Raw genomic sequence first — 14,640 nt, 5'->3', positions numbered from 1 at the left:
CTTTTATTGCTCATTTTCTGTATAATAGTACATATCTTGCTCTTAGTTCATAAGAAATGAGGGATACTATGCCTGCCAAATCCGATACGCCTTTCGTCACTTATGGCGAGGAAGAATCCGCATTTTATTTCGATCATATTCACCGTGTCGAACCTTTTGAACGAAACAACCATTACCACAGCACCTACGAAATTTATTACCTGATTTCCGGTGAAAGGCATTATTTCATTAAAGAAAAACTGTATTTGATATCTCCGGGCAATCTGGTTCTTATCAATAAACTGGACATTCATAAAAGCATTATCAGCGGAAGTTCTGAACATGAACGAGTCGTAATTAATTTCAGCGATGCTTTTCCCGGACCTCATTCCAGCCATCTTATTCAAGGCATGTTTGGAGATGGACAACCGATTATCCCGCTGCAGCCCGCGGAGCAGGCACAAGTTATGCAAATTTTAAGCAAGATGTCCCAGGAGATCACAGCACAAAAAGAAGAATTTGAATCTTACATACAGCTCCTACTTAGCGAACTGCTGCTGCTTACGCGACGTTTCAAACAGCATTCTCAGTCACAAATGGCATATCCGGATAATCCACTGCATCACAAAGTAACTGATATTGTCAAATACATTCACCAGCACTATTCGGAAAAAATAACGCTGGATCTTCTATCTCAACATTTTTATATCAGTCCGTATTATTTAAGTCATATATTTAAAGAAATTACGGGATTTACGATCATCTCCTATGTAAATCTGACCCGGATCCGTGAAGCGCAGCGCCTGCTTACAGAAACCAGGATGAAAATCATTGATATCGCGGCAGTCACGGGGTTCGAAAGCTTGACCCACTTTGACCGCACGTTTAAAAAGACGCTGAATATGACAGCAAGCAGGTACCGGAAACTGTACCAGTGGCCTGAAACAAAATAGAGACATGGATGTCACGGGATAACCCCCGGTACCATCATGTCTCTATTTAATGTGTATTCCTTATGAGCTGATCTTGCCCTGCTGGTACTGTTCCATGGACATCAGTACCTCACGGGGCTTGCTGCCCTCGTAAGGGCCAATAACCCCTCTAGCCTCCATGGAATCAATCAATCTGGCTGCACGTGTATATCCGACACGCATTCTCCGCTGAAGCAAAGAGACAGAAGCCTGCTTGGCTTCCAGAATGATGGTGACGGCCTGGTCATACAACTCATCCAGCATCTCGTCATCACCACCCGCTGATTCCTCCACCTCGGGAACCAGGGATTCGTCATACTCTGCCTGCCCCTGGTCTCGGACGAAACCGACAATGTTCTCAACTTCCTGGTCGCTCATAAAAGCACCTTGGACACGGATCGGTTTTGAAGCACCCATCGGCATAAACAGCATATCTCCCCGGCCCAGCAGCTTCTCGGCACCTGCCATATCCAGAATGGTTCGAGAATCGACCTGGGAAGATACGCCAAACGCAATCCGGGATGGAATATTAGCTTTAATTACCCCTGTAATGACATCCACGGAAGGACGCTGGGTTGCAATGATCAGATGAATGCCCGCGGCACGTGCCATCTGGGCAAGCCGGGTAATGGCTTCCTCCACATCATTAGCGGCAACCATCATCAGATCGGCAAGCTCATCCACAATGACGACGATGTACGGCAGTACAGCAGCCGGATTTTCCTGCATAAGCGTGTTGTAGCCCTCAATGTTGCGTGTGCCCGACTTGGAGAATAGCTCATAGCGTTTTTCCATCTCGACCACGATTTTTTTCAAGGCGAGCGATGCTCGTTTCGGATCTGTAACGACAGGAGCCATCAAATGAGGGATCCCGTTATATACATTGAGCTCGACCATTTTAGGGTCAACCATCAAAAACTTGACTTCATCCGGTTTCGCTTTGTACAAAATACTCGTGATGATGCCATTGATGCAGACCGATTTACCTGAACCGGTGGCACCAGCCACAAGCAGATGGGGCATTCTGGCCAGATTACCTACGATACTCTGACCGGATATATCTCGTCCGAAAGCGATGGACAGCTTGGACTGTGCATCCTGAAACATTGAGGTTTCCATAACCTCCCGCATTGTTACAATGGATACCTCATGGTTAGGCACCTCAATGCCAATTGCAGATTTTCCAGGAATCGGAGCTTCCATCCGGATATCCTTGGCGGCAAGAGCCAGCGCAATATCATCGGTAAGACCGACGATACGACTGACCTTGACACCGATATCGGGCTGAATCTCATACCGGGTTACAGACGGTCCTCTTACCACTTCAAGTACCTTGGCCCGGACTCCGAAGCTCTCCATCGTTGCTTCAAGCTTACGCGCCGTCTGCTTGTAATCGTTCTGGTCTCCAGGTTTGCCGCTGTTTACCGGTTTAGACAGCAAACGGAACGGAGGCAGCTTATACGGCTTAGGCGGTGGAGCAGGCGGTGCTGCTGGCGTAGCTTCATTCTGCAGCTGTTCGTCTTCTTTCCCACTACTTTGCGCTGCCGCCTCCAGATCATCTTCTGCTCCAAGAGGGACTGCATTCAGGTTATCTTCCGGTGTTCCCGGAGTATCAGACAGTGCCGAGAGGGGTTCCTCTGAAGTGTGATTATCGTTATCTAAAGGATACTCACCATCCTCCTTGGCAAATCCCCCCTCTTCTTCAATCGACTCCTCATACTTCACCTGTTCAAAAAAATCACGGATAATCGGAGCTGGAACATTCGGCTCCTGAGCAGGAACCGTTTCTTCTCCAGCTTCATATCGCTGATCCAGCACTTCCTGGATATCTCCGTACAATACGGGTGTTTCATCATCATAACCAGGATCTTCAGGGATACTATTCTTCTTATTCTGGCTTGACTTGCCTCCAAACAGCTGAAAAAAGACCGTTTTGGACGAAGCAGGCGTCTGCTCTGCATCTTCAAGATCATCATCTTCATCTTCATATTCCGGTAATCTTGACGTTTTCTTCCGTAGTGAAGAAGCCTTGACGGACTGACGGGTCTGCATTTTCTTCTGCAGCTGTCCTCCTGCTTTAACGACACGGGTACGCAGCATGCGCATCAGATCCACGTAAGACAGGTTGGTTATGAGCATAAAACTGATAATCAGCATAACAATCATAATAAGACGTGCCCCGACACTTCCAAAAAACAAGAGCAGCAGAGATAGCTGAAGCGCCCCTGTATATCCTCCGCTTATGTCCTTGCCCATGACCGGGTGTGTATCATCCACTTCTCCGTGCAAAAGTTCACCTTGCAAATCACTATGTATCTGGGTCAGAACATTACTTGAATTTAATTGGCCGATCGGTGCCAGCTTGGGCTCCATTCCGCTGATGGTGCTCATTAGGGTCAATGCCAGAACCAATAACAATACACCGGTACGCCGGCTGTTCCATACCTTCGGCCACTTTCGGTGTATCATGACCATCAATCCGTAGTAGATACCTATCAAGGGAATGACAAAATAATATTTGCCCAGGACGTATCCCGACATTTTGGACAGGGAACGCCCCACCGGAGCCTCGCCGGACAAGGCAATTACCGAGAGTGTCATCAATATAATTCCATAAATTTCATATTTAAGGACCGAGGCAAATACGGCCCTTTTCTTTTTTTTGCGTTTAGCCAAAAATGTCACCCCCGAAGCCATATTATAGCACACAATACGGTAGCGTACCTATGTTCTGTTTCGGGGACTTCAGCCTTAATTTTGTAAAATAACCGGGACAAAAGAAACCAGGCTGCCAGGCATATAAGCCGGGTTAAGGTAGTCCTCCAGATTACAGGTAAGTAACCGGTGAATCCGGGCCTGATGTTCGCTCAGTAACTCCACTTCCATGAGAATCCCGTTAATTGTCACTTCTGCGATTTGAGGGATTTGCTGTATGTTTCCTTCACCCGGAAAAATATCTTCATACGGCATTATCGTATACAGTGTCATTGAGTCAGTCCTCCTGCATCCAGGCTTTTCCGGTCTCCGATCATCCCGTTCAGACGTGCAAGTGCCTGGCCAATTCCCCCAACTTCGTCCATTAGACCGTACTTGACCGCGTCTGCTCCGGAAACGGATGTACCGATGTCCCGGTTTAGCTCCCCGGTTTTAAACATCAGATCTTTAAACTGCTGATCCGAGATTCTGGAATGATCGGTTACAAAACGAACGACACGTTCCTGCATTTTCTCCATATACTCAAACGTCTGCGGCACACCGATGACCAAACCGCTCATGCGGATCGGATGGATCGTCATGGTCGCACTGCTTGCGATGAATGAATAATTCGCAGCAACAGCGATCGGTACACCAATGCTGTGTCCGCCGCCAATGACCACCGTAACCGTCGGTTTGGTCAGAGAAGCAATCATTTCTGCAATCGCCAGCCCTGCCTCCACATCCCCGCCTACCGTATTCAATATAATCAGCAGCCCTTGAATTTTCGGATTCTGCTCGGCCGCCACGAGCTGAGGAATCATATGCTCGTACTTGGTCGTTTTGTTCTGCGGCGGCAGTACAGTGTGCCCTTCGATTTGTCCGATAATAGTCATGCAAAAAATATCAGACTCTCCCCCGGAAGCTACACCCGTTTGACCCAGCTGCTGGACGGCTTCAAGCGTCGATGGTTTTCTAAGTTCTTCGTCCGGATTATGTTCATGATTCATTCTCATATTTGATGACCAGCCTTCCTCTGTCGTATGCTTGCTATTGCTAGTATGGCAAATCAGGCCATAGATCATCCGAAGTCCACAAACGAAGGTTAAAAAGCATACAAAAAAGCCCTTTTTCGCAAGAACCGTCCAACGTTCCAGGCGAAAAAGGGCGACTGTGTGCCTTATTTCTTATTCTGTTCTATTGATAACGATCTTAAACTTCCATAATAATTGGAAGAATCATCGGTCTGCGGCGTGTCTGTTCATACAGGAAGCGTCCCAATGCATCTTTAACACTGGTTTTCAGGGATGCCCACTCATTCACATTCTCGCTCATCAGCTTCTGCAGTGTACTGGATACAATCCGGTTGCTCTCTTCAAGCAGTCCTTCAGATTCACGTACATAGACAAAACCTCTGGAAATAATATCAGGTCCCGATACAATCGAACCGTTCTGTTTGCTCAGAGTAACCACAACGACCAGGATTCCGTCCTGAGACAACAGCTTGCGGTCTCTCAGAACAATATTTCCGACATCGCCTACACCAAGTCCATCGATCAGGACGTTGCCAGCTGTTACTTTGCCAGCCTTCCGTGCAGAGCCGCCTTGAATTTCCACCACTTCTCCAAGATCTGTAATGAAAATATTATCAGGCTCTACGCCCACCGATTCAGCAAGAAGTGCATGTCTGCGCTGCATCCGGTATTCACCGTGAATCGGGAGGAAGAACTGAGGTTTCATCAAGTTCAGCATCAGTTTTAATTCTTCCTGACTGCCGTGACCGGATACATGAACACCGGAATTCGAGCCGCTGTAAATGACATCTGCTCCCAAGCGGAAAAGCTCATCAATCGTTCGGCCAATGTATTTCTCATTACCGGGAACCGGCGTAGCGGCGATGATGACCGTATCACCTGGAAGGATGTCCACTTTACGGTGCGTCGAACGCGCCATACGAGTCAAGGCAGACATCGGTTCGCCCTGACTTCCTGTGCATAACACGACAACACGATCCGCAGACATACGGTTCACTTCTTCCGGTTCGATCAGCATGCCGTCCGGTACATGAAGATATCCCAGCTCAGAGGCGATGGCTACAACATTGACCATACTTCGTCCGATAACGGTCACTTTACGGCCTGTAGATTCCGCCGCATTCAACACTTGCTGGATCCGGTGCACGTTGGAAGCGAAAGTAGCGACAACAACACGCTGTTCTGCTTTACGGAAAATATCTTCAAGAACCACTCCGACATTCTTTTCCGAAGGAGTAAAACCTGGTTTCTCCGCATTCGTACTGTCGGAAAGCAGAGCCAGAACGCCCTTGCTTCCGATTTCAGCCATACGCTGCAAATCCGCATACTGATCGTTGACCGGAGTATGGTCAAATTTAAAGTCACCGGTATGCACGACACTGCCTTCCGGTGTTTCGATGCAGACACCGACCGAATCGGGTATGCTGTGGTTTGTTCTGAAGAATGTGGCCGACAGTGTTTCGCCCAGCTTGATCTCCGAATCTGCATGAATAAGAATTCGTTTTGTCTCACCGAGCAGATTCGCTTCCTTGAGCTTGTTCTCCACAAGACCCAATGTCAGCTTGGTTCCGTACACTGGCACATTCAAATGTTTCAACACGTATGGCAGGCCGCCGATGTGATCCTCATGACCGTGAGTCAGCACGATGCCTCTCACCTTGTCACGATTCTCTGTTAAATAGGAAATATCAGGAATTACAATATCAATACCGAGCATGTCCTCTTCGGGGAATTTCAATCCCGCATCAACGACCACGATGTCGCTGCCATATTGAACGACATACATATTTTTCCCTATTTCACCGACGCCGCCCAGGGCAAAAATCGATAGTTTATCACTGCTAGTTTTTTTTGACAAATGAATCTAACCCTCCTATGGTTTTGGACGTCGACCAATGTTATATTAATTTTCTAAAATATACCGCACCCAGTCACTTGAACCCATTATACATGAAAAAAAACGTGAAACACAAGTCATCCGCTCTCTGATGCTTAGGATACCCCGCTCTTCACTTCTTATATCAATTCAACGGATCCTTTTTGAACCTAAAAAAACCGCCATTCTGATAATTTCAGAGTGACGGTCTGGTGACCATGATCAGCTTTCAATTTTATTCATGAGCGCTCAGCATCTGACGGATAAATTGGACCTCTTTTTCGTTTGGAGAAAGCAGTGGAAGCCGCACAGAACCCAATTTAAACCCTTTTTCTTCCAAAGCGAATTTTACAGCCGAAGGATTAGGCAGCGGTTCAGGACATTCGAACAGTCCTTTGAAAATTGGATAGCATTTTTGATGCAATGATGCAGCCTCTGCTACTCGTCCTTCCAGATATGCTTCAATCATGTCTTTCATGTCTTTGCCGATGATATGGCTGGCTACACTGACAATCCCGTAAGCACCGACGGCAAGCGCCGGCAGGGCTGCAGAATCATCACCAGAGTATACGACAAAATCTGAAGGCGCAGCTGCTGCAATAGCAGTTACCTGGTCTATCGACGCACATTCTTTCGTCGCAGTTACATTACGCAGCTCTGCCAGGCGGAGTGTGGTTGCAGCGCTGATGCTGATTCCTGTCCGTCCTGGGACGTTATAAAGCATCACAGGCAGCGTGGTGCTTTCAGCGATCTGCTTGAAATGCTGATACAAGCCTTCCTGGCTCGGTTTGTTATAGTACGGAGCGACAAGCAAAATACCATCAACGCCAGCTTGCTGCGCTTTTTGAGTCAGTTCGACAGAGTGACGTGTGTTGTTGCTTCCGGTTCCTGCAATAATTTTGCAGCGGCCGGCAGCCTGTTTCACTGAGAAAGCGAACAGTTCCAGCTTCTCCTCTTCCGTTAACGTGGGGGATTCTCCCGTTGTCCCGGCAATAACAAGGCTGTCGGACAGCTGATCTTCAATCAGATGGTCAATCAGTCTAGCGGTCTCATCCCAATGGATGTTTCCTTCTGTATCAAACGGTGTGACCATGGCGGTTATTAATCTTCCGAAATCCACTATGTTTCCTCCTTGCTTGTTTCCGGCAAAACGTTATGACACGATTACCGGTGAAGCTCAAATTTGCTGTGCAGTGAACGAAGAGCTTGAGCCATATCCTCATTTCTGACCAGCAGCCAGATCGTTGTATTGGAATCGGCGGATTGCAAAATCGGAATCTCGTGTTGACTCAAAGCTTCTACAATCTTCGACATAATACCTGGGACGCCGTTTATGCCTCCTCCAATAATTGAAACCTTTGCACATCCTTTAGTCATTTGCGGTGTCAGCCCAAGGCTCTCCAAAGCCTTGACAGCTTTTTCAGAATCCTGATCAAACACCGTATAGAGCACTCTTCCAGGAGTTACACTGATAAAATCGACGCTGATATCATGATCAGCCATGCTTTTAAATACTTTCAGCTGTATGCCATCCTGAGCGTTACACGCTACCGCGATTTGAGTGATTTGATCCATATAAGTCACACCGGTGACGTAACGGTCTACAATCCCTGCTGGTGCATCTTTGAACGTGTCCGGCTGCGTCACCAGCGTCCCTTCTCCATCCGTAAATGTGGAGCGGACACGAAGCGGGATCTGGGACTGCATCGCAATTTCAACCGCTCTGGGATGAATCACCTTGGCGCCCTGCTGTGCCATATTACAAATCTCATGATAACTTACATAACTTAACGGTCTCGCATCCTCGACGATCCGGGGATCTGCTGTTAATATCCCGTTTACATCTGTATAGATATCCACCATCTCTGCCCGGAGCGCTGCGCCAAGTGCTGTAGCTGATGTATCGCTGCCGCCACGCCCCAGTGTAGTAAATTCACCTGATTCTGTCTGACCCTGGAATCCGGTCACAATAACAACCTCTGAGCTTTCGAGCTCTTTACGGATGCGTTCGGCCTTTACGGTCAGGATTCTGGCATTGCCGTAATGGCTGTCCGTAATGAAACCGGCCTGAGGCCCGGTAAGCACAGTCGCAGCAATGCCTTCAGCGCATAAATAACTGCACAGCACAGCAGCCGAAATGATTTCACCGCAGCATAAGAGCAGATCTTTCTCCCTTGCAGGCAGTGCAGCTCCATACTGCAGTGCCAGATCCAGCAGCGTATCCGTCGCATAAGGATCACCGTGCCGTCCCATAGCAGACACGACGACGACAAGTCGAAACTGCTGCTGCAGTTCCCGGCGGATATGCCGAATCACTCTAGATTTTGAGTCAGGTGTCGAGAGCGAAGTCCCTCCGAATTTTTGAACCAAGATGCGCATGCGATCTCCTCCGTATGAGGGACCGAAAGACTCAAACTAGGCGCCGAGCGGCTGAAACGGCCGGAGTTTATACCCGGCCGCTCTTTTTGGAAACGATGATCTCTGCAATTTGTACAGCATTCCATGCCGCACCCTTCATCAGATTATCCGATACAATCCACAAGTTTAAGCCACGGTTGTGTGTAAGGTCGCGGCGCAAACGTCCAACGAATACATCCGGTTTACCGGCAGCATCCGTGGCCAGCGGATAGGATTGTGATGCAGGATCATCCACCAGCGTGATTCCTGGTGCCTGCTCAAGAAGAGATTTAACTTCTTCCAGCTCGTAGTCATTCTTGAATTCCACATAGACGGATTCGGAATGACCATGTACGACAGGGATGCGAACACAGGTTGCTGACACTTCGATAGATTCGTCGCCCATGATTTTTTTAGTCTCACGGACCATTTTCATTTCTTCCAATGTATATCCGTTTTCCGTAAATTTATCGATTTGGGGAATTGCATTGAATGCAATCTGATGTTTTACCGGCAGCGAGCCGACCGGCAGAATATCAGGCTGAACATCATTTCCGTTCAGAACCTCACGGCTTTGGCGAAGCATTTCTTCAATGGCCTTATGCCCAGCACCAGATACCGCTTGGTATGTGGAAACAATAATCCGGGAAATACCGAATGCATCATAAAGCGGCTTCAAGGCAGCAACCATTTGAATGGTCGAACAGTTTGGATTGGCAATAATGCCGTTATGTTCGTCAATCTTTTCAGCATTGACTTCAGGAACAACCAGCACCTTATCCGGATCCATGCGGAAAGCATTAGTGTTATCAATGCAAACTGCACCATGGCGAACCGCATGCGGTGCCAGTTCCTTGCTCACATCGCCGCCGGCGCTGAACAGCGCAATATCCACACCTGCAAAGCTGTCAGGGGTTGCTTCTTCTACTGTGACATCCTGGCCTTTAAATGTAAGAACTTTACCGGCAGAACGTGCGGAAGAAAGGAGTTTCAATTCTGCCACGGGAAAATCCCGCTGCTCCAGCAGATTTAAAATTTGTTCTCCTACCGCTCCTGTAGCTCCTACAACAGCCACATTAAATTTTTGCTCGCTCATCTGATATGTCTCCCCTTCTTGGTTTAACGTACTTGTGATCTAATTCAATGTTTTATGCTGAATGAAACCGTTCGATAATCATGGGCTGCATCTGCTGGCCTTCAAGCGCTGCATAGCAGGTTTCCGGAACCAGATCCATCCGGGCCACGAGGGAATTCGGTTTCTGCTGGGGGTTATCCTGTCCAAAAGGTACAAAGTAAATATTTTTGGTGATCAGCAATCTGGCGATATTGGCTGCATTTAATCCCAAACCGTCATTGGTCGAGATGGCAAGCACGAGCGGACGGCCATTTCTCATCTGCGCTTTGGCTGCCATTAATACCGGACTGTCTGTCATGGCATTGGCAAGTCTGCTGATGGAATTGCCAGTACAAGGTGCAATAACCAATACATCCAGAAGCTTGGAAGGGCCCAGTGGTTCTGCCTCAACAATTGTAGAAATAATATCATTCCCCGTTATTTCTTTCAACTGTTTCTGCCAATTTTCCGATGAACCGAACCTGGTATCCGTTGTCATTATGGTGTTCGACACGATCGGAACCACGCTCGCCCCTCCATCTTTGAAGCGCTGAATCTGAGGCATGATTTCTTCCAGTGTGCAGTGCGAACCCGTTAAGGCATAGCCGACCGTTTTTCCATTCCAGTCCATTCAAGCATCCTCCCGACTTTTGGTTTCCTCTGATATCAGCTCCACCAGCATATTGGCCATAATGATTCCTGCCGTTTTTGGAGCAACGATTCCCGGGAGTCCAGGTGCCAGCATCGCTTTAATCCCCCTTTTTTCCGCATAACGAAAATCACAGCCTCCCGGAGCTGAGGCCAAATCGATAATAACCGCTTCCCGCGGTATCTTGGACAAAATCTGTGCCGTTACAATCATAGATGGAACGGTATTGAACAGCAGATGAATGTCGTACACTTCTGCTTCCAGATCCTTAATGAAAAAAGGTGTCCAGCCCATTTCTTCCGCCCGTGCATAATGGTCGCTTTTTCGAACGCCCATTTTGATATGGGCGCCGAGTCCCTGAAGACTTCTGGCCATGGTAAAACCGGTCCGTCCCATACCCAGTACCATACAAGTAGATCCGTGTATCGTAAAATCGGTATTCTGTATCGCCATCATTAAAGCACCTTCAGCCGTTGGGATCGAATTGTAGATCGCCACATCGTCCCTCTCCAGCAGCTCCACCAGCTTGATGCCATATTTAGCGCATAACGATTTGAGATAACTTTTAGCCATCCCCGTGTACACCACACCATGCTTGGGCATCGCTTGAATATGCTCTTCCTCAAGCTTTAATGAACCGTCTGCGAACAAGGCACCGATCCGGCCTTCCTCATCGCAGCCGATCACAGGCAAAATCAGGGCATCCGCCCCAGACAGCAGCTCGGTGGACAGCGTTTCCCGGGTTACTCCCTGAAAGGACTCCTGCAGTTTGTCAAATCCCGCTATGAAAACGGCGGCATCCATTTCGGCGAACTTACGGATCACCTCGATCTGCCGCGCGTCACCGCCAATCAAGACGGTCCGGACTCCTGTCAGCATGCAAGGCCTCGCCCCTTTCCTATTGCAGTTATATATGCATCTTATGCGGAGGCCCAATCAGTGGTGTATCCCGGAAACACAAAACGCAAAAAACCGTTCCTCGTATGGATACGGGAACGGCTGCTTATTAAATACGCATATGCTGTTAGATTGAGTCAATTCTACTTGCCAGTATGTCCGAAACCGCCGGCTCCTCTGACTGTATCGGAAAGCTCCTGCACCTGTTGAATCTCCACCTGCGGAACGGTTTGAAATACCATCTGGGCGATGCGTTCATGCCGCTCAATGCTGAACGGCTCCTGTCCCAAATTGACAAGCAGCACTTTCACCTCTCCGCGGTAATCTGCATCGATCGTGCCGGGTGTATTCAGACAGGTAATCCCGTGTTTGAAAGCCAGTCCGCTGCGCGGCCGGATTTGGGCCTCCAAGCCGCCTGGCATAGCCATAGCAAACCCCGCAGGTATAAGTCTTCGTTCTCCCGGCTGCAGCACCACAGGCTCCTCTACAGCGGCATGCAGATCAAAGCCTGCTGCAAGCTCCGTCATTTTGACCGGCAGTTGAATGTCTTCATTACCGGGAAGCCGTTTCATTTGAACGTAGTGCAACAAACTCATCCCTCCTCATACCGTTTAGTGCTTTGTCTGTTGAGCCTACCATTGCAAGCGCGAACGGCTCGACAAACATGCGGTCCAGCACCTGGTTCACATCATGCATCGTGACACCCTCAATCCGGCGGATCATATCATCCAGACTGTAATGCCGTCCCAGCATCAATTCATTCTTACCCAGCCGGTTCATCCGGCTTCCTGTGCTCTCCAGACTTAAAATCAGACTGCCTTTTAACTGCTCCTTGCCCTTGGACAGCTCTTCTTCTGTCATGCCTTTAACCGCGAGATCTGCCATCATTTCTTTCGTCAATTCCAATACATCTTTCGTCTGCTTGGGTGCGGTTCCTGCATAGATGGTAAACATTCCGCTGTCGGCATGGGAACTATGATAAGAATATACCGAATAGGCCAGACCTCTTTTTTCACGGATTTCCTGAAACAGCCTTGAGCTCATACCGCCGCCTATTGCATTGTTCAGCAGCACCATCGCATACTGCAGCTCATCGTGAATGGAACTGCCGGGAAAGGACAGACATATATGGTTCTGCTCTGTTTTTTTCTTTCGGTACACCAACCCGTCCTGAAAAGACGGCACACTCAGAGTGTCGCTGGTACCTCTGTTGCGGAATGCGCCAAAATGACGCTCCAGCAGCTCGATGACACTGTCATCGATATTACCCGCGAGCGCGATAACCGTATTGTCAATAGTGTAATGGCGATTCATATAAGTCCGCAGCGTCTCGGGATCCATCGATTCCAGGCGCTCTTTGCTCCCTAAAATCGGGTAGGCCAAAGGATGATCTCCGTACGCAGACAGTGACATCAAGTCATGAACGAGGTCATCCGGTGTGTCTTCATACATGGATATTTCTTCCAGAATCACGTTTTTCTCTTTCGCCAGTTCTTCTGCATCCAGACGGGAGTTGAAGAACATGTCGGACAGTACATCAACAGCGATGGGCAGATGCTCGTCCAGCACCTTCGCGTAATAGCACGTATATTCCTTGGACGTAAAGGCATTGACATTGCCGCCTATAGCGTCAAATTGCTCAGCAATGGCACGCGCGTCAAAGCGGTACGTCCCCTTAAACATCATATGTTCAATAAAATGCGTAATACCGTTTATATCCGGCGTTTCGTTCCGAGAGCCGGTTTTGACCCATATACCGAAGGAAACCGAGCGGCATGTGGGGATTTGTTCCATAACGATTCTCAGGCCGTTCGACAGCTCAATTTTTTTCACGTTAGGCCCTCCTGCACACTATTTTTGCGATAACAATGTTTTTGCCATCCATTCATTTTAACAAACTTGCTTATGATGCTCAACTTCCTGTCGGCAGCTTCCTTTCAGGAGACAGCGTTTGGCTGACCGTTCCAATTTCCAGGCCTTTGGCTCGAATTCCGTCAATCATCCCCTTCAACGCTTTGGAGGACGAATCCGTAGGATGCATGAGAATCAAAAATCCAGGCTCCACTTTAGACGTAATTTTCTGTACTACCGCTTCTGGAGCAGGGTGCCGCCAGTCTACCGTGTCCAGAGTCCACAGCACTGTCTTCAATCCCCGTGCATAAGCAATGTCAACGGTTCGCTGATTGAAGTCCCCCGAGGGAGGTGCAAACCAGGTGTTCTTCACTCCCAGACTTTCCTTCAGCAGATTCTGAGTTTTGGCAATCTCATCTTCTGCCCGTGCTGCACTTAATTGACTCATATTGGGATGAGAATAAGCGTGGTTTTCCACTTCATGTCCTCTGTTCAGGATTTCCATTGCAAGTTCACGGTTTTTGCTCAGCCAGCTTCCATCCAGAAAAAACGTCGTTTTGATCTTTTCCGCATCCAGCGTATCCAGCATCGGCTTGATATACTCGTTGCCCCAAGCCACATTGATCATCAAAGACACCATCGGTTTGTTCGGATTCCCCCGGTAGATCGGGTGAGAACCCAAATCCTGCAGGGTGATTTTCGCCGGAATTTCTTTATAAACATACGGGATCGGATCTCCCGCTTTCTTCTTCAATGCTACCTTGTATGTTTCTTCGATGAGTATTTCCCGGCCATTATATCCGGGGATCGCTTTCCATACAGAATCGACCCTTGCATCCACAGGTTCGATGCGCATCTTTTCAGCTTCTGCTTCGATCACTTGCAGCAGCTGGACATCGACCGCAGCTGTTTGCCGTTCCGCATGAGTCCATGACCCAGTGTGAGGCAGCTGCCTTACATATTCCCATGATCCTGTCATAACTGCTGCGAGTCCTGATACAGCCATGATTCCTGCTAACAGCAGCGCCGTTTTTCTGCCTTTCATGCCGCGCCCCCTCCACTCTACCATCCACTTTGTCCCAGTTTATGAGACACGATCATCGATTATGTACAGTCATGCAGATGGATGACGAGCTTAAAAGGTATAAAAAAAAGAGCCAGAACGAATCTGTCTCTTT

The 14,640-nt window shown here is 48.4% G+C and carries 13 protein-coding genes; 1 reads left to right on the top strand and 12 read right to left on the bottom strand.

Translation table 11 applies throughout. The features are described from left to right. The first annotated feature begins 68 nt into the window (after positions 1-68). Positions 69-932 carry a helix-turn-helix transcriptional regulator gene (locus tag HII30_RS10620; protein ID WP_169505007.1) on the top strand — a complete coding sequence of 288 codons (864 nt, stop codon included), beginning with the start codon at positions 69-71 and terminating at the stop codon, positions 930-932. Positions 933-992: 60 nt separating this feature from the next. Here HII30_RS10620 and HII30_RS10615 read toward each other — a convergent pair whose 3' ends face one another. The 12 genes from HII30_RS10615 to HII30_RS10560 all read right to left on the bottom strand — a co-directional run bounded on the left by HII30_RS10615 (position 993) and on the right by HII30_RS10560 (position 14,507). Then, a complete protein-coding gene (locus HII30_RS10615) occupies positions 993-3,647 on the bottom strand; it encodes an FtsK/SpoIIIE family DNA translocase (RefSeq protein WP_169505006.1) in 2,655 nt (884 codons plus the stop codon). 54 nt (positions 3,648-3,701) lie between these two features. After that, the gene (locus HII30_RS10610) at positions 3,702-3,938 is read right to left on the bottom strand and encodes a YlzJ-like family protein (protein ID WP_169505005.1); all 237 of its coding nucleotides are present in this window, start codon (positions 3,936-3,938) and stop codon (positions 3,702-3,704) included. After that, on the bottom strand, positions 3,935-4,729 hold the full coding sequence (locus HII30_RS10605; RefSeq protein ID WP_425495990.1) for a ClpP family protease: 795 nt from the start codon (positions 4,727-4,729) through the stop codon (positions 3,935-3,937). Before HII30_RS10605 ends, HII30_RS10610 begins: the two co-directional genes overlap by 4 nt. 127 nt (positions 4,730-4,856) lie before the next feature. Next, positions 4,857-6,536: a ribonuclease J gene (locus tag HII30_RS10600; RefSeq protein ID WP_169505003.1), complete on the bottom strand. Its 1,680-nt coding sequence runs from the start codon at positions 6,534-6,536 to the stop codon at positions 4,857-4,859. Between the two features lie 253 nt (positions 6,537-6,789). Next, complete coding sequence (gene dapA / locus HII30_RS10595; RefSeq protein ID WP_169505002.1) at positions 6,790-7,674, bottom strand: 4-hydroxy-tetrahydrodipicolinate synthase; 885 nt, start codon at positions 7,672-7,674, stop codon at positions 6,790-6,792. 44 nt (positions 7,675-7,718) lie between these two features. Continuing rightward, positions 7,719-8,933 (bottom strand): aspartate kinase, encoded by a 1,215-nt coding sequence (gene dapG, locus HII30_RS10590; protein ID WP_169505001.1) that lies wholly within the window; start codon positions 8,931-8,933, stop codon positions 7,719-7,721. A 67-nt stretch (positions 8,934-9,000) separates the two neighbouring features. Beyond that, positions 9,001-10,047, bottom strand: a complete 1,047-nt coding sequence (locus HII30_RS10585; protein WP_169505000.1) for an aspartate-semialdehyde dehydrogenase — start codon at positions 10,045-10,047, stop codon at positions 9,001-9,003. A gap of 52 nt (positions 10,048-10,099) precedes the next feature. After that, positions 10,100-10,696, bottom strand: a complete 597-nt coding sequence (locus HII30_RS10580; RefSeq protein WP_169504999.1) for a dipicolinate synthase subunit B — start codon at positions 10,694-10,696, stop codon at positions 10,100-10,102. Further along, positions 10,697-11,593, bottom strand: a complete 897-nt coding sequence (gene dpsA / locus HII30_RS10575; RefSeq protein ID WP_169504998.1) for a dipicolinate synthase subunit DpsA — start codon at positions 11,591-11,593, stop codon at positions 10,697-10,699. A 161-nt stretch (positions 11,594-11,754) separates the two neighbouring features. Then, positions 11,755-12,201, bottom strand: a complete 447-nt coding sequence (gene dut / locus HII30_RS10570) for a dUTP diphosphatase (protein ID WP_211184533.1) — start codon at positions 12,199-12,201, stop codon at positions 11,755-11,757. Then, positions 12,164-13,444, bottom strand: a complete 1,281-nt coding sequence (locus HII30_RS10565; RefSeq protein WP_169504996.1) for an insulinase family protein — start codon at positions 13,442-13,444, stop codon at positions 12,164-12,166. The genes dut and HII30_RS10565 overlap by 38 nt, the downstream gene beginning before the upstream one ends. 79 nt (positions 13,445-13,523) lie before the next feature. Then, entirely contained in the window at positions 13,524-14,507 is a 984-nt protein-coding gene (locus HII30_RS10560; RefSeq protein WP_169504995.1) for a polysaccharide deacetylase family protein, read from the bottom strand. Between the last annotated feature and the right edge of the window lie 133 nt (positions 14,508-14,640).

The organism is Paenibacillus lemnae, from assembly GCF_012933385.1.
Lineage (GTDB): Bacteria > Bacillota > Bacilli > Paenibacillales > Paenibacillaceae > Paenibacillus_AQ > Paenibacillus_AQ lemnae.
Note: the sequence above shows the minus strand (reverse complement) of the source record. Positions and strands in the feature narration are given on the sequence as shown.